Raw genomic sequence first — 23,922 nt, 5'->3', positions numbered from 1 at the left:
GACACCCCGGGCGGTGCTTCCAGGGGGTGCCTTTATCGGACGCCTACCCGGACGGCGGATACGATCAGCGGCCATGGAGTTCGGTGGGGCATGGCGTCGCTGGCGCGCCCGGGGAACAACGGTCAGACACAGGCTGCTGGCCGGGGCGGTGGCCCTGGCGGCCGTGGCCGCGGCCGGCACCGCGACGGTGGCGTCCGGCGGTGAGCAGGCGGTCCATCAGGAGGACCGTTTCCTCAGCATGCCGGAGACGCCCGGCAGCGCCCAGCAGGTCCAGCTGGACACCTCCTTCTTCACCACCGGCGGCGGTCCGCGTCCGGCGGTGCTGCTCGCCCACGGCTTCGGCGGCTCCAAGGAGGGCGAGCGGCAGCGCGCCGAGCAGCTGGCCCGGCAGGGGTACGCGGTGCTGACCTGGTCGGCGCGCGGCTTCGGGCACTCGGGCGGGAAGATCGGCCTGAACGCGCCCGACCGCGAGGTCGAGGACGTCAAGCACCTGGTGGACTGGCTGGCCCAGCGGCCCGAGGTGCAGCTGGACGGGCCCGGCGACCCGAAGGTCGGCATCACCGGCGCCTCGTACGGCGGTGCGGTCTCGCTGCTGGCCTCCGCGTACGACCACCGGATCGACGCCGTGGCCACCCAGATCACCTGGTGGAACCTGGCCGACGCGCTGTTCCCGCAGGGCGTGCAGGGCTCGGGCGCGGCGGACGGCGTGTTCAAGAAGCTGTGGGCCGGGATCTTCTTCACCACCGGCTCGGCCGGGGACCTCGGGCCCTCCGGGGAGGCGCCGCGGGAGAGCGGCGGCCCCGGGCCGAAGGCGGACGGGCCGGTCGGCTGCGGGCGGTTCCTGGAGTCGCTCTGCCAGATGTACGACCGGGTCGCCACCGCCGGGCACGCCGACCCGGAGGCCGTCGCGCTGCTGGACCGCTCCAGCCCGTCCTCGGTGGCGGCGCAGCTCAAGGCGCCGACGCTGGTGGTGCAGGGGCAGCAGGACTCGCTGTTCCCGCTGGACCAGGGCGACCGGATCGCCAAGGCGGTGGCCGCCAACGGCGCACCGGTGGCGGTCGACTGGTTCGCCGGCGGCCACGACGGCGGGACGGACACCAGCGCCCGGGTCGACGACCGGGTCACCGCCTGGTTCGACCACTACTTGAAGGGCCGCGGCAACGACACCGGCGCCGACTTCCGGGTCACCCGCACCGGCGGGGTCGACTCGACCGGCTTCCAGGCCGTGCTGCGCGGGGCCACCGCCGACCGGTACCCGGGCCTGGGCGGGACCGGCTCGCGGACCGTCGAACTGGCCGGCGGCGAGCAGACCCTCGCCAACCCGCCCGGCGGCGCGCCGCCCGGCATCTCGACGCTGCCCGGCGTCGGCGCGCTCAGCCAGGCGGCCTCGCTGGGCGCCGGGCTCTCGCTGGACTTCCCCGGGCAGAACGCCGCCTTCGACTCGGCGCCGCTGGACTCGCCGCTGCACCTGACCGGGCAGCCGACCGTCCCGGTGCGGGTGACGGCCGACCGGCCGGACGCGGTGCTGTTCGCGAAGCTGTACGACGTCGGACCGGACGGCAAGGCGGTGCTGCCGCAGCAGCTGGCCGCCCCGCTGCGGGTCACCGGCGCGGACGCCGGGCAGACCGTCACGGTGGCGCTGCCGACCGTGGACCACACCTTCCCGGCCGGGCACCGGGTGCGGCTGGTGCTGGCGAGCACCGACCTCGCGTACGCCTCGCCGGTCGAGCCGGCCACCTACCGGGTGGCGCCGGCCGGGGCGCTCACCGTGCCCACCGTCGAGGAGCTGGTCACCGAGGCGGCGCCGCTGCCCGCGCGGACCTGGCTGCTGCCGGTGATCGCCGTCCTGGCGGCCGCGGCCCTGCTGCTGGCACCGCGGCTGCGGCGCCGGCGGGCCGCCGCCGGGCCCGGCTTCGACCCGGAGCTGGCCGCCGTGCCGCTGCTGATCAGCGGGCTGAGCAAGCGCTACAAGGGCGCCCAGGACCGCTACGCCGTACGGGAGCTGGGCTTCCGGGTGGAGCGGGGGCAGGTGCTCGGACTGCTCGGGCCGAACGGCGCGGGCAAGACCACCACGCTGCGGATGCTGATGGGACTGATCCGGCCGGACGCCGGGGAGATCAGGATCTTCGGGCACCTGGTGCGGCCCGGCGCGCCGGTGCTGTCGCGGGTCGGGGCGTTCGTGGAGGGAGCGGGCTTCCTGCCGCACCTCACCGGGCGGGCCAACCTGCGGCTGTACTGGCAGGCGACCGGACGGCCGGAGGCCGACGCGCGCTTCGACGAGGCGCTGGCCATCGCCGGGCTCGGCGAGGCGCTGGACCGCGCGGTGCGGACGTACTCGCAGGGCATGCGGCAGCGGCTGGCGATCGCGCAGGCGATGCTCGGGATGCCGGACCTGCTGATCCTGGACGAGCCGACCAACGGGCTGGACCCGCCGCAGATCCGGGAGATGCGCGAGGTGATGATCCGGTACGCGGCCGGCGGGCGGACCGTGATCGTGTCGAGCCACCTGCTGTCCGAGGTCGAGCAGAGCTGCACGGACCTGGTGGTGATGGACCGCGGGCGACTGGTCACGGCCGGCCCGGTCGCGGACATCGTGGGCGCCGGCGAGCTGCTGATGATCGGCATCGCCGACCCGTACGACCCGGCCTCGGTGGCCGACAAGGTGGCCGCGCTGGCCGGGGTCGGCTCGGCGGAGGCCGTCGAGGGCGGACTGCTGGTGCGGCTGGACGGACTGGCGGCCAGCGAGCTGCTGGCCGAACTGGTGCGGCTGGAGGTGCCGGTGGAGAGCGCCGGGCCGCAGCGGCGGCTGGAGGACGCGTTCCTGTCGTTGATCGGAGGTGAAGCGTGAGTGCCGTGACGAAGGACCACACGGAGCCGGAGGACCGTGCCGGGTCGATGGACCACGCCGAGGGGTACCGGGCGGGCCGGACGCTGCCGCTGCGGGTGGAGGCGGTGCGGCAGCTGCGCCGGCGCCGCACGATGGTGATCGGCGGGGTGCTGGCCGCCATGCCGTTCGTCATCCTGGCCGCGTTCCAGCTCGGCGGCACCCCGGGGCGGCCGGACCGGACCACCTTCATCGAGCTGGCCACCGCCTCGGGGGCCAACTTCGCCGTCACCATGCTGTTCGTCGGCACCGGCTTCATGCTGGTCATCCCGGTCGCGCTGTTCTGCGGGGACACCGTCGCCTCCGAGGCCAGCTGGTCCTCGCTGCGCTACCTGCTGGCCGCGCCGGTGCCCCGGGCCCGGCTGCTGGCCCGCAAGTTCGCCGTCGGGCTGGGGTTCTCGGCGGTGGCGGTGGTGATGCTGCCCGCGATCGGGCTGGTCGTCGGCACCGCGGCGTACGGCTGGGGGGACCTCAAGCTGCCCGCCGGGGTCAGCCTGCCGGCCGGGCAGGCGCTGCCCCGGATCGCCATCGCGGTGGCCTTCGTGTTCCTCAGCGAGATCGTGATCGCGGCGCTGGCGTTCTGGCTCTCCACGGCGACGGACGCGCCGCTGGGCGCCGTCGGCGGCGCGGTGTTCGCCTCGATCATCACCGGGGTGCTGGACGCCGTCACCGCGCTCGGCGACCTGCGGGAGTGGCTGCCGGCGCACTGGCAGTACTCCTGGGCGGACGCCCTGCAGCCGCAGCTGGAGTGGGGCGGCATGGTGCAGGGCGTCTCGCTGTCGCTCTCGTACGCGGTGGTGCTGCTGGCGCTGGCGTTCCGGGGGTTCGCGCGCAAGGACGTGGTGTCGTAGCCGGGCGTGGGGCTGGGGCCGGAGGCGGGGGCGGACGTGGGGCCGGAGGCGGGGCGGACGTGGGGCCGGAGGCGGGGCGGACGTGGGGCCGGAGGCGGGGGCGCGGGGTTCGGCGGGGGATGCGGGATCATGGGTGGGTAGCTGACCTCCCTGGTGAAGGACCCGAACCGTGGCCCAGATCGTCCTCTTCCACTCCGCCTACGGGCTGCGCCCCGCCGTGCACGCCGCCGCCGAGCGGCTGCGCGCCGCCGGGCACGCCGTGCACACGCCGGACCTGTTCGACGGGCGGACCTTCGAGTCCGTCGAGGAGGCGCAGGAGTTCCAGGAGGAGCTCGGCGGCCGCGACGAGCTGCTGCGCCGGGCGGTGACGGCGGCCGCGCCGGTGTCCGAGGGCGGGCTGGTGTACGCCGGCTTCTCGCTCGGCGGCGCGGTGGCGCAGAACCTGGCGCTGGCCGACGAGAAGGCGCGCGGGCTGCTGCTCCTGCACGGCACCTCGGACCTGCGGGAGGACGCGGTCACCGAGATCCCGGTGCAGCTGCACATCGCGGAGCCGGACCCGTTCGAGCCGGAGGACTGGCTGAACGCCTGGTACCTGCGGATGCGCCGGGCCGGTGCGGAGGTGGAGGTGCACCGCTACCGGGGCGCCGGGCACCTGTTCACCGACCCGTCGCTGCCGGACTACGACGAGGACGCGGCCGAGCGGGCCTGGGCGGCCTCGCTGGACTTCCTCGCGGAGCTGGACGGCTGACGGCCGACGACTGACGGCCGACGGAGGGTGGGAGCACGGAACCGCCCGCCCGGACGGGATCCGGGCGGGCGGGGCGGAGGCGGGCGGCGTCAGGCCGGCGTGGGCTTGATCATGGCGAAGGGGGCGCCCTGCGGGTCGGCGACGACGGTCATCCGGCCGGCCATCATGTCGAAGGGCGGGGCGAGGACGGTGCCGTTGCGCTTGACCAGGGCGTCCACGGTGGAGTCGACGTCGTCGACCGCGAAGTAGGTCAGCCAGTGGGCCGGGGTGCCGGGCGGGTCGTTGGCGAGCAGGGTGGCGCCGCCCACCGCCTTGCCGCCGACCTGCAGCACCCAGTACGAGTCCACGCCCGGCATCGGCTCGATCTCGATGCCGAACGCCTCGCCGTAGAAGCCGGTGGCGGCCGGGATGTCGCTGGTGTGCAGTTCGTTCCAGGTCAGCGCGCCGGGCTCGTTGACGACCTGGGCGCCGAAGAACTCGCCCGGCTGCCAGACGCCGAAGACCGCGCCCTGCGGGTCGGCGGCGATCAGCATCCGGCCCAGGTCGCCGACGTCCATGACCGGGACGAGCAGGGTGCCGCCGGCGGCGACGATCGCGTCCTGGGTGGCCTGGGCGTCGGTGCTGGCGAGGTAGCTGGTCCAGACGGTGGGCGGCTCCGGCATCCCCTCGGGGGCCGACGCCGGGCCGATGCCGGCCGCGGCCTTGCCGTCGAGCGTGCAGACGGCGTAGCCGCCGAACTCGGCCGGGCCGGCCTGCCCCTGCCAGCCGAGGAGGTCGCGGTAGAAGTCCAGTGCGGCCTGCTGGTCCTTGGCCATCAGGTCGACCCAACACGGGGTGCCGGTCGCGTACGGGGTGGTGACTTCGGGCATGATCGCCCTTTCTGGTGAGGGGTCCCTGCCGGTCACCATCTCCTCGTGCACCGTGGTTCGCCACTCGAGACACCGCCCCGGCCGCCGGCTCTGTCGAGGCCCTGGGCGAGGGCAGGGGTGAGGGCCCGGGCGGCGGCCCGGGCGGGGTCGACCCCGATGGCCGTACCGGTGCGCCCGTTCGAGCGGCGGTCGGGTCGACACCGTGTGCGGCGGCACCGGCCGATGGTTCGAGCACTGACGCTTCTGTGAGGCACCACCAGCCCCTGTGCCGGCGCGTCGGGCGCCGGCCGCTCGCCACCGGAGGCAACCCCTTGAGAAAGAGCCACTGGACCAGTCGACGGTTCACCGCCGCCGTCGTCGGCGCGACCGCGACGGCGGTCGTCCTCTCCCCGGCCGGGGCCGGAGAGGCCTTCGCGGCCCGGGCCTGCTTCGAGCGGTCCGTCGAGCCGTACACCTCGGTGGTCGACAGCCACCTGCACTTCCGGCCCTTCGGCGGACCGGCGATCCCCTTCGAGGAGATGACCGACTACCTGCGCAAGAGCGGGGTCCGCTACGCGAACATGTTCGGCATCGGGCAGGTGCTGCCCGCCGACTCCGACTGCGTGTACTACCTCGACTGTCCCGGCACGCCCGTACGGCCGAGGATGCGCAACGACTTCGCCAACGCCGAGAGCCTGCGCGAGTTCCGGCCGACCGACCCGGACCTCACGCTCTCCATGACGTTCATGGACCTGCACCACCCCGAGACCGTCCCGCCCGGGATCGAGCTGCTGGACCGCGAGTACCCGGGGATGTTCCGCTGGGCCGGCGAGGTCAACGTCGTCAAGCAGGCGCTGTTCCCGAACCTCGCCGAGCCGGCCACCAGCGAGGACATCCCGAACTGGGCGCCGTTCATGAAGGTGTTCCGCGAGCGGGGGCTCCCCGTCACCTTCCACTCCGACCTCGGCAACGACGTCGAGCCGACGAAGTACCTGCACCTGATGGAGGAGATCCTCGCGCAGTACCCCGACAACAAGATCGTCTGGGCGCACATGGGCCTCTCGAAGGAGCTCTCCCACATGGACCCGGACGAGCACATCCGCATCCTGGAGCGGCTGCTCGACCAGCACCCCAACCTGACCGTGGACCTGAGCTGGCGGGTGCTGGAGGACCAGTACTTCAGCCTGCCCGGCGTACGGCAGAAGTACGCGTCCTTCCTCGACCGCCACCCGACCCGGGCGATCACGGGGACGGACTTCGTGGCGGCACGGAACAAGGACTACGCGGTGTACGAGCAGGAGTTGGAAGTCACCAGCCGGATCAACCGCGCGCTCGGGGACGAGGCCTTCCGGGACATCGCGCTCGGCCAGAACTACTTCCGGCTGCTGGGCCTGAAGGCCAAGGCGCCCAAGGTCTGCCCGTCCGGCGCCAAGCCGGTCGGCAAGGACGCGACGTACCCGAGCCCGCCCGGGCAGCCCGCCGGCGTAGTCGACGAGGACTGAGCAACTCGCGGACGGCGATCGGCCGTTGACGTGGCCCCTCGCGCCGGTGGGCGCGAGGGGCCACGGCATGTCCGGCGGGGGTGGTCGGAGAGCGGACGGTGGCTTGAAAGCGACCCTTGTGGGTAGTTGATCGGACGCATAGCGTGACGGCCTGCCGCATCGCGGTTCCTGCCAGCCCGATGAGAGAGGTGGCTTCGCCATGCCCGAAAACCTCGACTACGCCGAGCCGAGACCTCAAGGCGGGCTACCTCTGTTCTTGGCCAGCGCCCCGGCGTTCACGCCGGACGTGAAGGCCGTCCCTGGCTCGGAGGAGCGGAGCGCCGGAGTTCTCTGCGCCTCCGGGGCGAGGGTTAGGCGGTCGGGCGTTGCCGACTCTCGATGTAGTGGCGTACGACGGTGGGCGGCGCACCACCGCATGAGCCCGCGTAGTAGGAACCGGACCAGAAGCGGCCGCCCCACAGGTAGCGGCGGACGTGGCTGTCGTACTCCTGTCGGAGCCTTCGGGAACTGACGCCTTTTAGGCTGCTGACCAGTGTGGAGAGCTGGATCTCGGGCGGGTAGCGCATCAGCGGATGCACATGATCCTGTTCGTATCGAACTGCTTCGACTCGGCCTCGAAGTCCGCGCATACGTCCCGCATGATTTCTTCGTAGCGGGTCGGCGTGGCGTCCGGAAGGCCCTGCGCCGGCACTTCGTGACGAACCCAAGTGGACGTGCAGGCTGTGGACGACATGGGGGCCGGTGCGCACATCGGGGTTCGGATTCCAGCGCGATGACATGAGCCAAAGCGCTACGGTGGGCATCGTGCAGCTTCGGTATGCCTTCCGCGTGTACCCGAGTGCCGGTCAGCGTTCTTCGCTGGCAAGGTCGTTCGGGTGTGCGCGGGTGGTCTTCAATGACGCGCTCCGCGTCCGTGAGGACGCCCGCGCCGCCGGGCTGCCGTTCGTCACGTCGGCCGAGCTGTCCAAGCGGCTGACGGCCTCGAAGAAGACCCCCGGGCGTGCCTGGCTCGGCGAGGTGTCCTCGGTGATCCTGCAGCAGTCCTTGCGGGACCTGGACACCGCGTACCGGAACTTCTTCGACGGCATCAGGGGCAAACGGCCGAAGGCCGGACCGCCCCGCTTCAAGTCCCGTAGGGACAGCCGGCAGGCGATCCGCTTCACCGCCAACGCCGGATGGAGGATCACCGACGGCGGGAAACTGCGTCTGCCGAAGATCGGTGACGTGCGGGTGAAGTGGTCGCGGGCGCTGCCGTCGGTGCCGTCCACGGTGACCGTGGTCCAGGACGCCGCCGGGCGGTACTTCGCCTCCTTCGTGGTCGAGACCGACCCCGCCGCCGACCGTGAGCGAATGCCCGCGGCCGACGCCACGGTCGGCATCGACCTCGGACTGGCCCACTTCGCCGTGCTCTCGGACGGCACGAAGATCGACAGCCCGAAGTTCCTGCGCCGCGCCGAGAAGAAGCTCAAGAAGGCGCAGCGGGTGCTCAGTCGCAAGGTGAAGGGGTCGAAGAACCGGGACAAGGCCCGGGTCGGGGTCGCCCGTGCGCACGCGCGGGTGGCCGATGCGCGGCGCGAGTTCCACCACCGGCTCTCCACCAGGTTGATCCGCGAGAACCAAGCGGTCGCCGTGGAGGACCTGGCGGTGAAGGGACTCGCCCGCACGCGCCTGGCCAAGTCCGTGCATGACGCCGGGTGGTCGGCGTTCGTGACCATGTTGGAGTACAAGGCCGTGCGGTACGGGCGTGCCTTCCACCGGACAGGCCGCTTCGAGCCGACCTCACAGGTGTGCTCGGACTGCGGCGTCAAGGACGGCCCCAAACCCCTCGGTGTCCGGGAGTGGACGTGCGGGGCGTGCGGGGCCGTCCTGGACCGGGACGTCAACGCGGCGGTCAACGTCGCCAAGGCCGCCGGACTGGCGGTATCGGCCTGTGGAGCGCAGGTGAGACCGGTATTCGTGCCGGCGCAGCGCGGTGAAGCAGGAACCCACCCGAAGCCGTACCGGGCAACGGTGCGACAGACGGGAATCACTCGCCTCTAGGCGGGTGAGGATGTCAACAGCGGTACATGGGCTGGTACGGGTACGACAACCCGAAGTTCCCGATCGTCACCCCGTAGTCACACCGTCCGGCCCTTCCGGTCCGACCCGTCGTGGGGGCGGGGTGCGGGAACGGAGGGGGTGCGGCCCCTCGCGCCGGTTCGGGCGCGAGGGGCCTCGCTGTGTGGGAGGTCGGGTGGGCCTCCTGTGTCGGAGGGAAGAGGCCGGAGCGGCCCCTCGGGCGGCCCGTTCGGCGTACGGTCGACGTATGGACGTACGTGCGCGACTGCTCTCGGTCAACGTCGGCAGGCCCCGGCCGAACCCGTGGAAGGAAGAGCTCGGTCTCACCGGCATCGACAAGCGCCCGGTGGACGGCCCGGTCGCGGTGGCCGCGCCGGGCCCCAAGGGGACGGGCGCCGTCGCCCTGGCCGGGGACCGGGTGTACGACGTGAAGAACCACGGCGGCGACGACCAGGCGGTGTACGCCTACGCCCGGGAGGACCTGGACGGCTGGCAGACGGAGCTCGGCCGGGACCTGGCCAACGGCTCCTTCGGCGAGAACCTGACCACCACCGGCCTGGACGTGAGCGGCGCTCTGATCGGAGAGCGCTGGCGGATCGGCCCGGACGTCGTCCTGGAGGTGTCCTGCTCGCGCATCCCCTGCGGGACCTTCCAGGGCTGGCTGGCGAGGAAGGGCTGGATCCGGCGCTTCACCGAGGCGGCCCTGCCCGGCGCCTACCTGCGGGTGGTCGCACCGGGCGAGCTGCGGGCGGGGGACGCGGTGGAGGTGGTGTACCGCCCGGACCACGACGTCACGGTGGCCCGGTCGTTCCGCGCGGTGACGACCGAACCGGAGCTGCTGCCGGGCCTGTTGGCGGCGGAGGCGCTCCCGGAGGAGATCAAGGAACTGGTGCGCCGGAGGGTCCGGGTGTAGGGCCGTTTCCTCGAACTCGCACGAGCGGGAGGTCTACCGCGCCCTGGAGGACACCCACCCTCCGCATCGGTCACATCACCGACCCGCCGACCATCCGGATCACCGCGGCGTCCAAATCCGCCTCCCCGACCTCCTCGACGTCGACATCGGACAAACCCGCCGGCCACAGACCTGAACCAGCGACGTGCGAGAACATGGAGCCAGTCGATGAGTGACGAAGGCCGGCACGATCCACCCGCCGCTGAAAGGATCTCGACGCGGAACGGCGCGCCAGGAGAGACTGGGACACCTCGTCCTGAAGGAGTTGTGATGCAGGTAGCCGTGGTCACCTTCGACGGTTTCAACGAACTCGACAGCTTCATCGCCTCCGCGTTGATCAACCGGTGCCGCAAGGACGGGCTGGAGGCCTTCATCACAACGCCGACGCCGGTGGTCACGTCCATGAACGGCGTCAAGGTGACCGGGCAGCGCCCGATGGAGTTCGTGACCGAGGCCGACGTCGTGCTGATCGGCAGCGGAGTGAAGACACAAGACGTGGTCGCGAACGACCAGCTGATCTCCAGGCTGCGGCTCGACCCGTCGCGACAGCTGATCGGCTCGCAGTGCTCGGGCGCGCTGGTGCTCGCCCGGCTCGGGCTCCTGAAGGACATGCCCGCTTGCACGGACATCAAGAGCCGCCCTTTCGTCGAAGCCTGCGACGTCACCGTGCTGGACGCACCGTTTCACGCCGAGGGGAACATTGCCACGGCGGGCGGCTGCCTGGCATCCCAGTACCTCGCCACCTGGGTCATCACTCGAGTGCTCGGGGAAGACGCCGCGCGCGACGTCATCGGCTACGTCGCCCCGGTCGGTGAGAACCAAGAGACCGTCGAACGCGCCATCCGCGCCGTCCACTCGGGCGAGGCCGCACTGAGCTGAGCGGACGCCGCGTCAGCCGGTGGCGGTCAGGTACTGGGCGGCATCCGCCCGAACTGGATCAGTGACCTGCGAAGTACGGGGCTGGCGTGGGCACGCGTGGGCAGCTGGGCTGACACCGGGGGGATCGATGGAGAACGCGCCGGACCACGGCCGGACCGTGCGGAACGGTTCGCTGGCGATGATCGGCCTGGGGGTCCTGCTGTTCGTCCTCAGCCTGGTCTACCTGATACCGCACGACATGGGGGTCACGTCGGATCTGCGCAGCCGCGGCGTCCACGTCCCGGCGGTCGTCACCGAGTGCGTGGAGGTGAGCGGGCCGCAGGACAACCCGGCGGGCAACTCCGAGTGCCGGGTGCGGTTCACGACGGCCGAGGGTGCGTCGGTCGAGACCCGACTCGCCTACGTCACCGGCACCGTCAAGGCCCGTGACACCGTGACGGTGGTGTACGACCCCCGGCACACCGACACCGCCGCCCTCGCTTCGAGCATCGGCTTCTGGGACTCACTGGGCCGGAACGCGCTCGACGTGGTCGCGCTGGTCGCGTCGGTGGTCATGGTCCTGGTGGGCCTCGCGGTCCACCTCGCGTACCGCTGGCTCACCCGGGCGCGCAGCCGGCCCGGGGTGACGTGACGCCCCTGCACCCGGGGCCGGCGGCGAGGGGCGCGGAGCACAGGAAGTCGGGCGGGCCGACTTCCTGTGCTGGAGTGGGTCAGGCGTGGTGGTCGAACTCGCCGGCCTGGGCGGCTCGGAGGAAGGCGGCGAAGGTGGTGGGGGTGGTGTGGAGAGTGAGGTGGCCCTCGTCGGACTCGCGGAGTTCGACCGAGCCGGAGGCGGTTCGGATCTCCACGCACATCTCGCCGGAGCTACTGAAAGACGACTTCTGCCAGTCGCAGTTGGGCATGTCGGCCTCCTGAGTTGGGCTGCTGATGGTACGCCCCGCGCCTGGGGAGGGCGAGGGGCGTCACGTCGCTTAGGAGTCAGCGGCCGATGCGGGCGAAGGTGAAGGCGGTGGAGCCTTCGAGGACGGGGATGACCTCGATCCGGCTCTGCCGGCCGGGTTCGAGGACGGTCCACGAGGAGCCCTGGGGGGACTTGATCCGGTAGGTGTCCGGGACGCCGTCGACGGGGATCAGTTCCCACTCCGGGGCGTCGCCCTGGTCGAGGAGGAGGGAGACCAGCGGGCCGGCGGGCTTGAGGTCTTCCACTGCGGTCGGGGCGCCCTTGGCGTAGAGCCGGTAGTGGTTGTTGGGGTAGGCCTCGACGACCCAGACGGCGTCATGGTCGTCGGTGTTGGCGAAGATGGCCTTGGGGGAGAGGTCCAGGGCCTCGTGACGGGCGCGGCCGATCCGGGCGTCGCCGCTCTGGATGGTGTAGAGGCCGGACTCCAACTGGGCCATGGCTGTCATTCCTTCGCGATGTGGGCGAGGTGCAGGACAGTTCTACGTGCTCGGAGGAAGACGGGGGAGGGGCCGCGGCGTGCCGTCACCTGAACGAGCTACGCCCCCTCGCCGGGGCGGGCGAGGGGGCGCAGGGGACGCGAACTGTCAGCCATGGTGGTCGAATTCGCCGGCCTGGGCGGCCTGGAGGAGGGCGGCGAAGGCGGTGGGGGTGGCGCGGAGGATGAGGTGGCCCTCGTCGGACTCACGGAGTTCGACCAGGCCGACGGCCTTGCGGACCTCCACGCACTCATTGCCGTTCCCGCTGAAGGATGACTTCCGCCACTCGGTATAGGTCATGTTCGGCCTTTCATAGGCTCTGTGCGATCTTGCGAATCAGGCTACGAGACTTGCTCTCGCTCAGCGCCATCGATTCGGTGCGGGCGAAGATGGACCGATAGCTCGTGAGCTCGTTGATGGCATCCATGTAGACGGGGCCACGGGAGGACTCGATCTCCACCGTGTCGAGTTCAGGCACCTTGCCGGATGCGTAGGTGAGGTTCTCAACAGCTCCGGGAAAGGTGCCGATGTCGAACGGTACGACTCGGATGGTCATCCACGGCTGCGCGGAGTCTTCGAGCAGGGAAGCGAGCTGCTCCCGGAGGATCTCGGTGCCGCCGAAGCGGGTCCACAGTGCCGATTCATAGATGAAGAAGGTCATCGGCTTCTGATCGCGCCGCAGATCCGCCTTGCGATGCATTCTGAACGCGGTTCGGGCCTCCAGCTCATGCCGAGGAAGCGGAGGGATCGATCGTTCGAACATCGATGATGCGTAACTGATCGTCTGACAGGGGCCGGGCATGTGGGTGAGAACCCACAGCATGAGGCTGTCCGCGCTCTTCTCAAGCTCGGCGACTTCGAGGAAGCCGTCCGGGATGGTGCCGCGGTAGTCCTCCCACCAGCCCTTGGATCGGTCCTGGATCAGGGATTCCAGGGCGTCGATCAGGGGTTCGTTCATGCACTTGCAGGCAGCGGCGAGGGAACGGAGTCGCTCCGGGCTCACGCCGACCTTGGCCGCTTCTATCTGGCTTACCTGAGTCCTGTCGATGCCGAGGGCTCTGCTCAGGGTCGAGGTCGAAAGTCCGGCGGCCTCGCGCATCTTACGAAGCTCTGCCCCGACGCGGCGTTGACGGAGCGTCGGGTTGACTCGTGGCGGCATTGGTCCCTTCCTGGCCGGTGTGTCCCAAGTCTGCCGCGCTGCTGTGTGCTGGGTCCACTTGAGGGTGAATCTATCCGGATGTGGGATCACATGTGATTCCACTGGGGTAGTGTCGGTGTTACATCGATCCGATGGATCGTCAGTTCTGGCTACTGTCAAGCCATTTCTTCGCATCCAGGGAGAACTCCCATGCGTCAGATCAACACCCCCACCATCGCGGTCGCGCGGCAGACCCTCCGCAATACCATGACCCGCGTCGGCTGGCCCGCCTCGCCGATCTTCGACGCGCAGCTCGCGCTCTGCGAGCTCCTCGTCAACGCCTGGCGGCACACCGAAACCCCCGCGCCGCTCGTCGAGATCATCTCCGAGGGGGACTTCCTCCGGGTCTCCGTCACGGACGAGAGCCCCGTCCTGCCCTCCGCCCCGCCGCTGTCCCTGCTCGCCGAGTCCGGCCGGGGCCTCCAGCTCGTCGCCGCCCTCACCCACGGCTGGGGTGTCGACCCCCACGAGCGCGCCAAATCCGTCTGGTTCGAGCTGCGGAAGGGCGCCGTCTGATGATCTACCGCCCCGGCCGTCACCCGATGCTGCCGACCGACCCCCGGATCCGCTACTACACCGAGGACCACATCAGCGCTCTCCTGGACGAAGTCGTGGAGCGGGGGCGTGAGTTCGGCCTGATCTTCCCCTCGATCGGCACCGACCGGACCATGGACGGCCGCGTCCTCGTCCGCTTCAACACGGCGCCGGCCTCAACGCTCCTCAACCTCCTCACCCTGCTCCTCGACGCCGAGCGCAGGACCGCGTGCGATACCTGATCGGGACGGCCTTCGCCGTCCTCCTCGCCCTCGCGATCTTCACGGTCGCCCTGGGTGTCGTCACCGCCCTCCGCGCGGCCCCGCCGCCCGACGAGGACGTCTGACCCGCCAGCCCCCGCCGCCCACGCGCCGGGGGCTGCGGCACGATGGACCCCATGCACAGCGACCACTACGCGCCGCCGACCACCCTCCTCGGCCTCCTCCAGCGCGGCCGGGGCCAAGGCGCGCGAATAGCCGCCGAGGATCCGGCGGCGGTCGCCGAACTCGTCCACGGCTGCATCCGCTGGGACTGGCGCTGGGACCGGCAGGTGGACGACCGACACCTCTACTTGGCCCGGCTGATCCTGGACCTGGAGCTCCCGGTCGCCCCGGTGGTGGACTTCCTGTCCGGTGACGAGGACACCCGGGACCGGGCCACCGGCGTGCTGGAGCTGCTGGCACTCGGCGGTTCGGAGGAAGCCCGGCGGGCGCTGCCGGACCGTATCTCCGAGGGAGACGGTCCGGCCCCGCGCCACCCCGCGAAACGCGTGGACCCGTACCCGGACCGGGACAACGCGGCTCTACTCGCCCTGCTGCGCGACCCGGGAGTCGCCGACGGTGCCAAGACGACCGCTCTCCTCGCGCTGTCGCTCCGGCCGCCAGAGCCCGAGCTGATCCCGCTGGTCCCCGCCCTCGCTGCCGCCGACGGCATCCGACCGCTGCCGCTGCTGGGCAAGGCCGTCGACCGGCTGGCCGGGCAGGCTGTGCCGGCGGCCCGGGAGTGGTCGGCCTCGGAGCAGGCGTGGCTTTCCGGGCTCGGCCACGAGGTGCTGGCCGCCCACGGTGACGAGAGCGACATCCCGGCCCTTGTGGCCGAGCTGGAGCGGCGGTGGGTGGACCGGTCCTGGTGCGGCCCGGACGATCTCGCGCGCGGTCTCGCCCGCTTCGGGCCGGAGGCTGCCGACGCAGTCTCGCTGCTGCGCCGTTTCTGGCTCTGGACCCCGCACTCGTACGAGCGTGCCGACTACCTGGAGGCGCTGGCGGCGATGGGGGCCGCCGGCATGGCCGAGGCGTACGTCGAGTCGCTGTGGGACTGCGAAGCGCGAGCCCGTCTGCTGGGTGTTGAGCGGGCCCCCGACCGGCCCTACGCGATGCGGAGGATCGCCTGCCTCCGCGACGATCCGATGGAGGAGCCGGAGGTCCGCGCGGCCGCCGGGGCACGACTTGCCGGGGCGACTCCGGGCGATCCGGTCAGCCGCCCCGGGGGCTAGAGTGGACGCGTGAACGTGTGAGTGATGGCCCGGACCCCGCGAGGCGCTCCGGGCCACATCCATTTCCAGGGGAACCCCCTGTGACCTGCACGTTCGCCGGCCAGCCAGATCAGCACCAGAGCCTCCGGAGGCCCCGCCTTGAGCGACCAGCCGTTCGCGCATCTGCACGTCCACACCGAGTACTCGATGCTGGACGGTGCCGCCCGGCTGAAGCAGATGTTCAAGGAGGTCGAGCGCCTCGGTCAGACTCATGTGGCCATGACCGACCACGGCAACATGTACGGCGCCGCCGAGTTCCACCGGCAGGCGACCGACGCGGGCATCACCCCCGTCATCGGCATCGAGGCGTACGTCGCCCCGGAGTCCCGCTCGAACACCAAGCGCATCCTGTGGGGCCAGCCGCACCAGAAGCGGGACGACGTCTCGGCGTCCGGCGCGTACACCCACAAGACCATCTGGGCCCGCAACAAGGAAGGCCTGCACAACCTCTTCAAGCTGACCTCGCGCTCGTACTCCGAGGGCTGGCTGGTGAAGTGGCCCCGGATGGACAAGGAGCTGATCGCCGAGCTGTCCGGCGGCCTGATGGCCACCACCGGCTGCCCCTCCGGCGAGGTGCAGACCCGGCTGCGCCTGGGCCAGTTCGACGAGGCGCTGAAGTCCGCCGCCGACTACCAGGACATCTTCGGCAAGGAGAACTACTTCCTGGAGCTGATGGACCACGGCCTCGACATCGAGAAGCGGGTCCGCGACGGGCTGCTGGAGATCAGCAGGAAGCTGGGCATCCCGCCGGTCGTCACCAACGACTCGCACTACACCACCGAGGCCGACGCCGGGGCGCACGACCTGCTGCTCTGCGTCCAGACCGGCAAGAACCTCTCGGACCCGGACCGCTTCCGCTTCGACGGCACCGGCTACTACATCAAGTCGGCCGCCGAGATGTACGCCCTCGACTCCTCGGACGCCTGGCAGGAGGGCTGCCGCAACAGCCAACTCCTCGTCGCCTCCCGGGTCGACACCGAGGGCATGTTCAAGTTCAAGAACCTCATGCCGCGCTTCCCGATCCCGGAGGGCTTCGAGTCCGAGGCGGACTTCTTCAAGTCCCAGGTGTGGAAGGGCATGGACTGGCGCTTCCCGAACGGGTACGACGAGGAGCACAAGAAGCTCGCCGAGTACGAGATGGACACCATCATCCAGATGGGGTTCCCGGCGTACTTCCTCGTGGTCGCCGACTTCATCATGTGGGCCAAGAGCCAGGGCATCGCGGTGGGCCCGGGCCGTGGTTCGGCGGCCGGTTCGCTGGTCGCGTACGCGATGGGCATCACCGACCTCGACCCGATCCCGCACGGCCTGATCTTCGAGCGCTTCCTCAACCCCGAGCGCATCTCGATGCCCGATGTCGACATCGACTTCGACGAGCGCCGGCGCGGTGACGTGATCCGCTACGTGACCGAGAAGTGGGGATCCGACAAGGTCGCCATGATCGTCACGTACGGCACCATCAAGGCGAAGGCCGCCATCAAGGACTCCTCGCGGGTCCTCGGCTACCCGTACGCGATGGGCGACCGGATCACCAAGGCGATGCCGCCGGACGTGATGGGCAAGGGCATCCCGCTCTCCGGCATCACCGACTCCTCGCACCCCCGCTACAGCGAGGCCGGCGAGATCCGCGGGCTGTACGAGAACGACCCGGACGTCCGGAAGGTCATCGACACCGCGCGCGGCATCGAGGGCCTGATCCGTCAGCCCGGCGTGCACGCCGCCGGCGTCATCATGTCCGCCGAGCCGCTGACCGACCACATCCCGGTCTGGACCCGGCACACCGACGGCGTCACCATCACGCAGTTCGACTATCCGACTTGTGAGGGCCTCGGCCTCCTCAAGATGGACTTCCTCGGCCTGCGCAACCTGACGATCATGGACGACGCCGTCAAGGCGATCGAGAAGAACAAGGGCGTCAAGATCAACCTGCTTGATCTGCCCCTGGACGACAAGCCGACCTACGAACTCCTCGCCCGCGGCGACACGCTCGGCGTCTTCCAGCTCGACGGCGGCCCCATGCGCTCGCTGCTGCGCCTGATGAAGCCCGACAACTTCGAGGACATCTCCGCCGTCCTGGCGCTGTACCGGCCCGGCCCGATGGGCGTCAACTCCCACACCAACTACGCGCTGCGCAAGAACGGCCAGCAGGAGATCACCCCGATCCACCCGGAGCTGGAGAAGCCCCTGGAGGAGGTGCTCCGGCCGACGTACGGCCTGATCGTCTACCAGGAGCAGGTGCAGAAGGCCGCGCAGATCCTGGCCGGCTACTCGCTCGGCCAGGCCGACCTGCTGCGCCGCGCCATGGGCAAGAAGAAGAAGGAGATCCTGGAGGCGGAGTTCGTCCCCTTCCAGAAGGGCTGCCGCGAGCGCGGCTACTCCGACGCGGCCATCCAGGCCGTGTGGGACGTCCTCGTCCCCTTCTCCGGCTACGCGTTCAACAAAGCGCACACCGCCGGCTACGGGCTGGTCTCGTACTGGACCGCCTACCTCAAGGCCAACTACCCGGCCGAGTACATGTCCGGGCTGCTCACCTCCGTCAAGGACGACAAGGACAAGTCCGCGGTCTACCTCAACGAGTGCCGCAAGATGGGCATCCAGGTGCTGCCGCCGGACGTCAACGAGTCGGACTCGGACTTCACCCCGCACGGTGACACCCTGGTCCGGTTCGGCCTGACCGCCATCCGCAACGTCGGCGGGCCGGTCGTCGACTCGATGATCCGGACCCGGAAGGCGAAGGGGAAGTTCGCGTCCTTCCCCGACTTCCTGGACAAGGTGGAGTCGGTGGTCTGCAACAAGCGGACCGTCGAATCGCTGATCAAGGCCGGCGCCTTCGACTCGCTCGGCCACACCCGCAAGGGCCTGAGCGCCCAGTTCGAGCCGATGATCGACAACGTCGTCGACGTGAAGCGCAAGCAGGCGGTCGGACAGTACGACCTCTTCGGCGGCGACACCGCCTCCGAGGAGCCGAGCTTCGGACTGGACGTCGTCTTCTCCGAGGAGGAGTGGGAGAAGTCCTTCCTGCTCACCCAGGAGCGGGAGATGCTCGGCCTGTACGTCTCCTCGCACCCGCTGCACGGCATCGAGCACGTGCTCGCCGACAAGGCGGACTGCGCGGTGGCCGACCTCGCGGAGCGGCCGGACGGGACGATCGTCACCATCGGCGGCATCATCTCGGGCCTCCAGCGGAAGATGACCAAGCAGGGCAACGCCTGGGCGATCGCGACCGTCGAGGACCTGGCCGGCTCCATCGACTGCATGTTCTTCCCGGCCAGCTACCAGCTGGTCTCCTCGCAGCTGGCCGAGGACGCCGTCGTCTTCGTGCGCGGCAAGCTGGACAAGCGGGAGGACGTGCCGCGGCTGATGGGGATGGAGCTGTCCGTCCCCGACCTGTCGAACGCGCACGCCGAGGCGCCGATCACCATCCTCATCCCGAGCGCGAAGGTCACCCCGCCGCTGGTGGCCCGGCTCGGCGAGGTGCTCGGGAGCCACCGGGGCACCACCGAGGTGCGGGTGCGGCTGGAGGGCCGCGACAAGACCACGGTGCTGCGGCTCGACCGGCACCGGGTGAAGTCCGACCCGGCGCTGTTCGGGGACCTGAAGCAGCTGCTCGGGCCGAGTTGCCTGGCGGGCTAGGACGGGAGTGGAAGGCCCGGGGCGTTCGCTGCGGCGGACACCCGGGCCTTTCGCGTACGGGGGAGGGGCCCGTCTCAGGTGCCGCCGCCGAGGCCCGGGGGGACCGCCGTGTGCAGGGCCGAGACGAAGGCGGAGATGGCCGGGTGGGAGCCGGCGCCGGCGCGGAACGCGGCGCGGGTGCGGCGGTACATCGGCAGGCGGGTGAGGACGACGCCGGGCGGGAGTCCGGCCGTGCCCAGCTGGGGGACCAGGGCGACGCCCTGGCCGGCCGCCACCAGGGCCAGCACGGTCGTGAAGTCGTCGATCTGGTGCCGGATGCGGGGTGCGAAGCCCGCCGCCTCGCAGGCGCGGACGGCCATGGTGTGGCAGAGCGTGCCGGGCGAGGACATGATCCACGGCGCGCCGCGCTGCTCGGCGACGGTGCCCGGGACGCGGGCGGCCAGGTACATGGGCTCGGTGAAGACCGGGCGGGTGACCGCGAGGCCCGGCTCCGGGTCGGTCGGGACGAGGTCGTACTCGTGCACCAGCGCCACGTCCAGCTCGCCCGCCCGCAGCGCCGCGCCGACGGCCGCCGGGTCCACCTCGGTGACCATCGGCTCCAGCCCCGGGTGCCAGCCGGCCAGCTCCGCGAGCACCGCCGGGATGATCGCCCGGGCCGCCGAGGGGTAGGTGCCGATCCGCAGCGGACCGGCCAACCCCCGCTTGGCGTGGGCGAGTTCGGCACCGGCCTGCTCCAGCAGGGCGAGCACCGCCTCGGCGTGCCGGACGAGGTTGCGCCCCGCCGGGGTGAGGGTGACCCGCCGCCCGGTGCGCTCCAGCAGCGGGACGCCCGCCTCCTTCTCCAGGACGGACAGCTGCTGGGACACCGCCGAGGGGCTGAAGGAGAGCGCCTCGGCGACGGCCGCGATGGTGCCGAGGTGGGCGAGTTCGCGCAGCAGGCGCAGGCGTCGGACGTCCAGCATCCGTCCAGGCTAGCCGAGCATCGGCTGAGCTTACGAGAAGCGTCGGAAATGTGAACTGGACCTGGGCGATCAGCGGGCCGCAGGATCGTGGACATGGAACTCAAGGGCATCCACGTCCCCCTGATCACCCCCTTCGCCGCCGACGGCTCCGTCGCCCTCGACGCGCTGGAGAAGCTCGCGCACGAGGTCCTGGACGCCGGTGCGGCCGGGCTGGTCGCCCTCGGCACCACCGGCGAGCCGGCCGCGCTGACCGCGGGGGAGCGGGACGCGGTGGTCGACGTCGCCGCGGCCGCCTGCGCCGCGCGGGGGGCCCAGCTGACCGTCGGCGCCTCCGGCGGCGACACCCGGACCGTCGGCGAGGCGCTGGCCGCGCTCGGCGCGCGGGTGCCGGGGGCGGCGGCGCTGGTCACCACGCCGTCCTTCGTCCGGGCCGGCGAGGCCGGGACGGTCGCGCACTTCCGGGCACTGGCCGCGAGCAGCCCGCTGCCGCTGGTCGTCTACCACATCCCGTACCGCACCGGGCAGCAGCTCTCCACCGCCGCGCTGCGCGAACTCGCCGCGATCGAGGGCGTGGTGGGCGTCAAGTACGCGACCGGCGGGCTGGACCAGACGGCCGCCGAGCTGCTCGCCGACGCCCCCGAGGGGTTCGCCTTCCTGACCGGCGAGGACGCCTTCCTCTCGCCGATGCTGGCGCTCGGCGCGGCCGGCGGCATCCTCGCCTCCGCGCACCTGGCGACCGCCCGGTTCGTCGAGCTGACGGAGGCCTGGCAGGCCGGGGACGTGGCGCGGGCCCGGGCGCTCGGGCACCGGCTGACCGGGCTGGCGCTGTCCGCCTTCACGGCGCCGAACCCGACGGTGACCAAGGGCGTGCTGCACGCCCAGGGCCGGATCCCGACCCCGGACGTGCGGCTGCCGCTGCTGCCGGCGGGGCGGGTCGAGGTGGAGGCGGCACTGGCCCTCGCCAGTGGTCTGGACCACTAGCGCACTCTCACGTCGTGGAACGCCAGGTCGTACGACGCCCGTGACAAGGCATGATGGGCGGAGTGCGGCTGTGAACAGCACCTTTCAGAGGAGTAGTCGGAGATGAAGATCGGCATTGTCGGTGCCACCGGCCAGGTCGGCGGCGTGGTCCGCGAGATCCTGGCGGAGCGCAACGTTCCGGTGGAGCAGCTGCGGCTGTTCGCCTCGGCCCGCTCGGCCGGGCGCACGCTGCCCTGGCAGGGCACCGAGGTCACCGTCGAGGACGCGGCCACGGCCGACTACACCGGCCTGGACATCGTGATCTTCTCGGCGGGCGGCTCGACCTCCAAGGCCCTGGCCCCCAAGGTCGCCGCGGCCGGTGCCGTCGTGATCGACAACTCCTCCGCCTGGCGCCGCGACCCCGAGGTCCCGCTGGTCGTCTCCGAGGTCAACCCGGAGGCCGTCGCGGACCGCCCCAAGGGCATCATCGCCAACCCGAACTGCACCACCATGGCCGCCATGCCCGTGCTGCGCCCGCTGCACGAGGAGGCCGGCCTGGCCGCGCTCGTCGTCTCCACCTACCAGGCCGTCTCCGGCAGCGGTGTGGCCGGCGTCGCGGAGCTCCAGGACCAGGCCGCCAAGGTCGTGGAGCTCGGCGCCGCCGCGCTCGCCCACGACGGCGCCGCCGTCGAGTTCCCGGAGCCCAAGGTCTACCAGCGGCCGATCGCCTTCAACGTGGTGCCGCTGGCCGGCTCCCTCGTGGACGACGGCTCCAACGAGACCGACGAGGAGCAGAAGCTCCGCCACGAGAGCCGCAAGATCCTCGGCATCCCGGAGCTGAAGGTCTCCGGCACCTGCGTGCGCGTCCCGGTCTTCTCCGGCCACTCGCTGCAGATCAACGCCCGCTTCGAGCGCCCGATCAGCCCCGAGCGGGCCGTCGAGCTGCTCGCCGGCGCCCCCGGCGTCGAGCTGTCCGACATCCCCACCCCGCTCCAGGCCGCCGGCCAGGACCCGAGCTACGTCGGCCGCATCCGGGTGGACGAGACGGTGGACAACGGCCTGTCGCTGTTCGTCTCGAACGACAATCTGCGCAAGGGCGCCGCGCTGAACGCCGTCCAGCTGGCCGAGCTGGTCGCCGCCGAGCTCAAGGGCTGAGCGCCCCTGAGCTCAAGGGCTGAGCACCTCCGGGTGAACCCCATCGGCTGAGCGCCACCGGGGTGAACCACCGGCCGGGACATTGGCCGGACCACCGCCGCGTGACCTCGGGCGGGCCCCGTCGTTGTACGGGGCCCGCCTTCGCTTTTGTTTGCTCCTCGTTGGGACGGCCGTTGCGCTACCGGGACAACCGGCGAGGTTCGGCAGGCGAACCGCGGGTAAAAGGTGACCCAACGATCGGGCGACGACGGGGGCCCCTCACCTCGGCACGCCCGGACGGCGGGCGGACCGCCCATTCCCGAATCGACCCACCCGACTGATTCCGAGGGCGAGCGAAAAGAGGTGCGCGATGGACCGCTGTGTCGTCCTGGTGGACGCCGGATATCTGCTGGGCGCCGCCGCCAGCCTGCTCGCGGGGGATCCGTCCCGCTCCAAGGTCACCGTGAACCACACGGCCCTGATCGCCGCACTGCGCGAACGCGCCGAGGCCGAGACAGGCCTGCCGCTGCTGCGGATCTACTGGTTCGACGCCGCGCCCGACCGGCGCCCGATGCCCGAGCACCGGCGGCTGCGGGTGCTGCCCCGGGTCACCGTACGGCTCGGCGCCCTCACCCGGGCCGAGGGGCGCTGGGTGCAGAAGGGCGTGGACGCCGCGATGCACGCCGAACTCTCCGAGCTCGCCCGCAACCGGGCCTGCGCCGACGTCGTGCTGATCACCGGCGACGGGGACCTGCTGCCCGGCATGATGACCGCCAAGGAGCACGGGGTGGCCGTCCACCTGTGGGCCCTCCAGGCCGCCGACGGCGACTTCAACCAGTCCGAGGACCTGGTCGGCGAGGCGGACGAGCGGCGGGTGCTCGACCGGGAGTGGATCGAGGGGTCCTTCTCCCTGCGGGAGCACTCCAGCATGTTCCCGGCCCCGGGGGCCCGGCAGGAGATCGCCAAGATCCTCGCCGCCCCGCCGGCCGCCCCGCTGCCCACCGTGGTGCCGCCGGTGGTCCGCCCGGCGGCCACGGCCGCGGCCCCGGCGGACACCTCCGCCACCGACGGACAGCCGCAGCCGGCCGCGGCCGCGCTCAAGGTCGTACCGACACCGAAGGACCTGGCCGGGCGGGCCTCCTCCGTCACCCCGGTCACCGCGCTCACCCCGGTGGCGAACGGCAGCAACGGCCACGGCGTGAACGGGAACGGGGCCGTCGCGCAGACCGGGCCGGTGCTGCGCTGGTCCTCCGACCGCGGCTGGGTGGACCGGCCCGTCCCGGAGCCCGCCGTCACCGCCGGCGACAGCCTGCCCACCCTCGCCCAGCTCACCACCGCCGAGCAGCGCTGGGCCGACCGCGAGGAGGACATCACCTCCATCGGCGGCGACGCCCACGAGGTCGGGCAGGTCTTCGCCCGCCGCTGGAGCGAACGCGTCGGCGACGCGGAAAGACTGACCATGCTCTGGCCCGACTACCCGCGCATCCCGCACCGGGTGGACGGCGAGCTGCTGCGCTACGCCGCCCGCTTCGGGCTGCTGGCGCACAAGGACGACCAGATCGACGAGCACGACCGCTACGCCATCCGGGCCGGGTTCTGGAAGGAACTGGCGGCGCGGGTGCCGGGCGGGTCGATGGTCGTCGACGACTGAGCCGGGCGGCGGACCGAGCGGGCCCGACGGCCGGGGCGGCGCGACGACCGAGGGGGTCCGAGGGCCGCGGCGGCCCGGCGGACGACCCGCCAGGTCGGCGGCCCGGGCGCGGGCGGGGCCCCGTTGTCCGGTTCGCCCGTATGAGCGCGTAGAGTCTTCG

At 71.5% G+C, this 23,922-nt stretch carries 22 protein-coding genes and 1 pseudogene; 15 read left to right on the top strand and 8 right to left on the bottom strand.

Features of this window, described 5'->3' with window-relative positions:
- Window positions 1-73: 73 nt before the first annotated feature.
- From ACFVXH_RS02000 to ACFVXH_RS01990, 3 genes are all read left to right on the top strand, one after another.
- Window positions 74-2,848 carry an alpha/beta fold hydrolase gene (locus ACFVXH_RS02000; protein ID WP_387819635.1) on the top strand — a complete coding sequence of 925 codons (2,775 nt, stop codon included), beginning with the start codon at window positions 74-76 and terminating at the stop codon, window positions 2,846-2,848.
- 47 nt (window positions 2,849-2,895) lie between these two features.
- A complete protein-coding gene (locus ACFVXH_RS01995; RefSeq protein ID WP_049649556.1) occupies window positions 2,896-3,735 on the top strand; it encodes an ABC transporter permease in 840 nt (279 codons plus the stop codon).
- A gap of 169 nt (window positions 3,736-3,904) precedes the next feature.
- Complete coding sequence (locus ACFVXH_RS01990) at window positions 3,905-4,483, top strand: dienelactone hydrolase family protein (RefSeq protein ID WP_380781252.1); 579 nt, start codon at window positions 3,905-3,907, stop codon at window positions 4,481-4,483.
- 89 nt (window positions 4,484-4,572) lie between these two features.
- On the opposite strand, the gene ACFVXH_RS01985 is transcribed toward ACFVXH_RS01990, so the two are convergent.
- Window positions 4,573-5,352, bottom strand: coding sequence for a VOC family protein (locus tag ACFVXH_RS01985; RefSeq protein WP_049649537.1), 780 nt, complete (start codon window positions 5,350-5,352; stop codon window positions 4,573-4,575).
- A 311-nt stretch (window positions 5,353-5,663) separates the two neighbouring features.
- Here ACFVXH_RS01985 and ACFVXH_RS01980 point away from each other — a divergent pair, with 311 nt between their 5' ends.
- Complete coding sequence (locus tag ACFVXH_RS01980; protein WP_387819632.1) at window positions 5,664-6,833, top strand: amidohydrolase family protein; 1,170 nt, start codon at window positions 5,664-5,666, stop codon at window positions 6,831-6,833.
- A 350-nt stretch (window positions 6,834-7,183) separates the two neighbouring features.
- Here ACFVXH_RS01980 and tnpA read toward each other — a convergent pair.
- Window positions 7,184-7,612 (bottom strand): annotated as a pseudogene (gene tnpA, locus ACFVXH_RS01975) (IS200/IS605 family transposase).
- Window positions 7,613-7,637: 25 nt separating this feature from the next.
- Here tnpA and ACFVXH_RS01970 point away from each other — a divergent pair.
- Both ACFVXH_RS01970 and ACFVXH_RS01965 read left to right on the top strand, forming a co-directional pair.
- Complete coding sequence (locus ACFVXH_RS01970) at window positions 7,638-8,873, top strand: RNA-guided endonuclease TnpB family protein (protein ID WP_117491626.1); 1,236 nt, start codon at window positions 7,638-7,640, stop codon at window positions 8,871-8,873.
- A 265-nt stretch (window positions 8,874-9,138) separates the two neighbouring features.
- Window positions 9,139-9,804 (top strand): MOSC domain-containing protein, encoded by a 666-nt coding sequence (locus ACFVXH_RS01965; protein ID WP_380776752.1) that lies wholly within the window; start codon window positions 9,139-9,141, stop codon window positions 9,802-9,804.
- A 70-nt stretch (window positions 9,805-9,874) separates the two neighbouring features.
- Here ACFVXH_RS01965 and ACFVXH_RS01960 read toward each other — a convergent pair whose 3' ends face one another.
- Window positions 9,875-10,000 carry a hypothetical protein gene (locus ACFVXH_RS01960; protein WP_387819630.1) on the bottom strand — a complete coding sequence of 42 codons (126 nt, stop codon included), beginning with the start codon at window positions 9,998-10,000 and terminating at the stop codon, window positions 9,875-9,877.
- Window positions 10,001-10,113: 113 nt separating this feature from the next.
- On the opposite strand from ACFVXH_RS01960, the gene ACFVXH_RS01955 reads away from it, so the two are divergent.
- A complete protein-coding gene (locus tag ACFVXH_RS01955; protein ID WP_074000921.1) occupies window positions 10,114-10,722 on the top strand; it encodes a DJ-1/PfpI family protein in 609 nt (202 codons plus the stop codon).
- A 127-nt stretch (window positions 10,723-10,849) separates the two neighbouring features.
- Window positions 10,850-11,353, top strand: a complete 504-nt coding sequence (locus tag ACFVXH_RS01950; RefSeq protein ID WP_387819628.1) for a DUF3592 domain-containing protein — start codon at window positions 10,850-10,852, stop codon at window positions 11,351-11,353.
- 79 nt (window positions 11,354-11,432) lie between these two features.
- Here the strand turns inward: ACFVXH_RS01950 and ACFVXH_RS01945 are convergent, their stop codons facing one another.
- The 4 genes from ACFVXH_RS01945 to ACFVXH_RS01930 all read right to left on the bottom strand — a co-directional run bounded on the left by ACFVXH_RS01945 (window position 11,433) and on the right by ACFVXH_RS01930 (window position 13,318).
- Window positions 11,433-11,624: a DUF397 domain-containing protein gene (locus ACFVXH_RS01945; RefSeq protein ID WP_049649543.1), complete on the bottom strand. Its 192-nt coding sequence runs from the start codon at window positions 11,622-11,624 to the stop codon at window positions 11,433-11,435.
- Between the two features lie 76 nt (window positions 11,625-11,700).
- Window positions 11,701-12,120: an I66 family serine proteinase inhibitor gene (locus tag ACFVXH_RS01940; RefSeq protein ID WP_387819626.1), complete on the bottom strand. Its 420-nt coding sequence runs from the start codon at window positions 12,118-12,120 to the stop codon at window positions 11,701-11,703.
- A 147-nt stretch (window positions 12,121-12,267) separates the two neighbouring features.
- A complete protein-coding gene (locus ACFVXH_RS01935) occupies window positions 12,268-12,459 on the bottom strand; it encodes a DUF397 domain-containing protein (RefSeq protein ID WP_387819625.1) in 192 nt (63 codons plus the stop codon).
- 10 nt (window positions 12,460-12,469) lie between these two features.
- Window positions 12,470-13,318, bottom strand: a complete 849-nt coding sequence (locus tag ACFVXH_RS01930) for a helix-turn-helix domain-containing protein (protein ID WP_387819623.1) — start codon at window positions 13,316-13,318, stop codon at window positions 12,470-12,472.
- 189 nt (window positions 13,319-13,507) lie between these two features.
- On the opposite strand from ACFVXH_RS01930, the gene ACFVXH_RS01925 reads away from it, so the two are divergent.
- The 4 genes from ACFVXH_RS01925 to dnaE all read left to right on the top strand — a co-directional run bounded on the left by ACFVXH_RS01925 (window position 13,508) and on the right by dnaE (window position 19,055).
- Window positions 13,508-13,873, top strand: coding sequence for an ATP-binding protein (locus ACFVXH_RS01925; protein ID WP_053111943.1), 366 nt, complete (start codon window positions 13,508-13,510; stop codon window positions 13,871-13,873).
- On the top strand, window positions 13,873-14,133 hold the full coding sequence (locus ACFVXH_RS01920) for a hypothetical protein (RefSeq protein ID WP_375873987.1): 261 nt from the start codon (window positions 13,873-13,875) through the stop codon (window positions 14,131-14,133). The genes ACFVXH_RS01925 and ACFVXH_RS01920 overlap by 1 nt, the downstream gene beginning before the upstream one ends.
- Before the next feature lie 155 nt (window positions 14,134-14,288).
- Window positions 14,289-15,383, top strand: coding sequence for a hypothetical protein (locus tag ACFVXH_RS01915; protein ID WP_387819621.1), 1,095 nt, complete (start codon window positions 14,289-14,291; stop codon window positions 15,381-15,383).
- A 138-nt stretch (window positions 15,384-15,521) separates the two neighbouring features.
- On the top strand, window positions 15,522-19,055 hold the full coding sequence (dnaE, locus tag ACFVXH_RS01910; RefSeq protein ID WP_375873985.1) for a DNA polymerase III subunit alpha: 3,534 nt from the start codon (window positions 15,522-15,524) through the stop codon (window positions 19,053-19,055).
- 74 nt (window positions 19,056-19,129) lie between these two features.
- Here the strand turns inward: dnaE and ACFVXH_RS01905 are convergent, their stop codons facing one another.
- Window positions 19,130-20,017 (bottom strand): LysR family transcriptional regulator, encoded by an 888-nt coding sequence (locus ACFVXH_RS01905; RefSeq protein ID WP_049649550.1) that lies wholly within the window; start codon window positions 20,015-20,017, stop codon window positions 19,130-19,132.
- Window positions 20,018-20,110: 93 nt separating this feature from the next.
- On the opposite strand from ACFVXH_RS01905, the gene ACFVXH_RS01900 reads away from it, so the two are divergent.
- The 3 genes from ACFVXH_RS01900 to ACFVXH_RS01890 all read left to right on the top strand — a co-directional run bounded on the left by ACFVXH_RS01900 (window position 20,111) and on the right by ACFVXH_RS01890 (window position 23,762).
- Complete coding sequence (locus tag ACFVXH_RS01900) at window positions 20,111-20,998, top strand: dihydrodipicolinate synthase family protein (protein WP_387819618.1); 888 nt, start codon at window positions 20,111-20,113, stop codon at window positions 20,996-20,998.
- Window positions 20,999-21,100: 102 nt separating this feature from the next.
- Window positions 21,101-22,132, top strand: a complete 1,032-nt coding sequence (locus ACFVXH_RS01895; protein WP_387819616.1) for an aspartate-semialdehyde dehydrogenase — start codon at window positions 21,101-21,103, stop codon at window positions 22,130-22,132.
- A 349-nt stretch (window positions 22,133-22,481) separates the two neighbouring features.
- Window positions 22,482-23,762 carry an NYN domain-containing protein gene (locus ACFVXH_RS01890; protein ID WP_387819614.1) on the top strand — a complete coding sequence of 427 codons (1,281 nt, stop codon included), beginning with the start codon at window positions 22,482-22,484 and terminating at the stop codon, window positions 23,760-23,762.
- The last annotated feature ends 160 nt before the right edge of the window (window positions 23,763-23,922 follow it).

This window comes from Kitasatospora sp. NPDC058184 (assembly GCF_042883725.1).
Lineage (GTDB): Bacteria > Actinomycetota > Actinomycetes > Streptomycetales > Streptomycetaceae > Kitasatospora.
Note: the sequence above shows the minus strand (reverse complement) of the source record. Positions and strands in the feature narration are given on the sequence as shown.

What these genes read in the sequence shown, in the direction of transcription:
- ACFVXH_RS02000 (WP_387819635.1), top strand. Translation starts at nt 74, where the DNA reads ATGGAGTTCGGTGGGGCATGGCGTCGCTGGCGCGCCCGGGGAACAACG.
- ACFVXH_RS01995 (WP_049649556.1), top strand. Translation starts at nt 2,896, where the DNA reads ATGGACCACGCCGAGGGGTACCGGGCGGGCCGGACGCTGCCGCTGCGG.
- ACFVXH_RS01985 (WP_049649537.1), bottom strand. Translation starts at nt 5,352, where the DNA reads ATGCCCGAAGTCACCACCCCGTACGCGACCGGCACCCCGTGTTGGGTC.
- ACFVXH_RS01965 (WP_380776752.1), top strand. Translation starts at nt 9,139, where the DNA reads ATGGACGTACGTGCGCGACTGCTCTCGGTCAACGTCGGCAGGCCCCGG.
- ACFVXH_RS01960 (WP_387819630.1), bottom strand. Translation starts at nt 10,000, where the DNA reads ATGTTCTCGCACGTCGCTGGTTCAGGTCTGTGGCCGGCGGGTTTGTCC.
- ACFVXH_RS01955 (WP_074000921.1), top strand. Translation starts at nt 10,114, where the DNA reads ATGCAGGTAGCCGTGGTCACCTTCGACGGTTTCAACGAACTCGACAGC.
- ACFVXH_RS01950 (WP_387819628.1), top strand. Translation starts at nt 10,850, where the DNA reads ATGGAGAACGCGCCGGACCACGGCCGGACCGTGCGGAACGGTTCGCTG.
- ACFVXH_RS01945 (WP_049649543.1), bottom strand. Translation starts at nt 11,624, where the DNA reads ATGCCCAACTGCGACTGGCAGAAGTCGTCTTTCAGTAGCTCCGGCGAG.
- ACFVXH_RS01940 (WP_387819626.1), bottom strand. Translation starts at nt 12,120, where the DNA reads ATGGCCCAGTTGGAGTCCGGCCTCTACACCATCCAGAGCGGCGACGCC.
- ACFVXH_RS01935 (WP_387819625.1), bottom strand. Translation starts at nt 12,459, where the DNA reads ATGACCTATACCGAGTGGCGGAAGTCATCCTTCAGCGGGAACGGCAAT.
- ACFVXH_RS01930 (WP_387819623.1), bottom strand. Translation starts at nt 13,318, where the DNA reads ATGCCGCCACGAGTCAACCCGACGCTCCGTCAACGCCGCGTCGGGGCA.
- ACFVXH_RS01925 (WP_053111943.1), top strand. Translation starts at nt 13,508, where the DNA reads ATGCGTCAGATCAACACCCCCACCATCGCGGTCGCGCGGCAGACCCTC.
- ACFVXH_RS01920 (WP_375873987.1), top strand. Translation starts at nt 13,873, where the DNA reads ATGATCTACCGCCCCGGCCGTCACCCGATGCTGCCGACCGACCCCCGG.
- ACFVXH_RS01915 (WP_387819621.1), top strand. Translation starts at nt 14,289, where the DNA reads ATGCACAGCGACCACTACGCGCCGCCGACCACCCTCCTCGGCCTCCTC.
- ACFVXH_RS01905 (WP_049649550.1), bottom strand. Translation starts at nt 20,017, where the DNA reads ATGCTGGACGTCCGACGCCTGCGCCTGCTGCGCGAACTCGCCCACCTC.
- ACFVXH_RS01900 (WP_387819618.1), top strand. Translation starts at nt 20,111, where the DNA reads ATGGAACTCAAGGGCATCCACGTCCCCCTGATCACCCCCTTCGCCGCC.
- ACFVXH_RS01895 (WP_387819616.1), top strand. Translation starts at nt 21,101, where the DNA reads ATGAAGATCGGCATTGTCGGTGCCACCGGCCAGGTCGGCGGCGTGGTC.
- ACFVXH_RS01890 (WP_387819614.1), top strand. Translation starts at nt 22,482, where the DNA reads ATGGACCGCTGTGTCGTCCTGGTGGACGCCGGATATCTGCTGGGCGCC.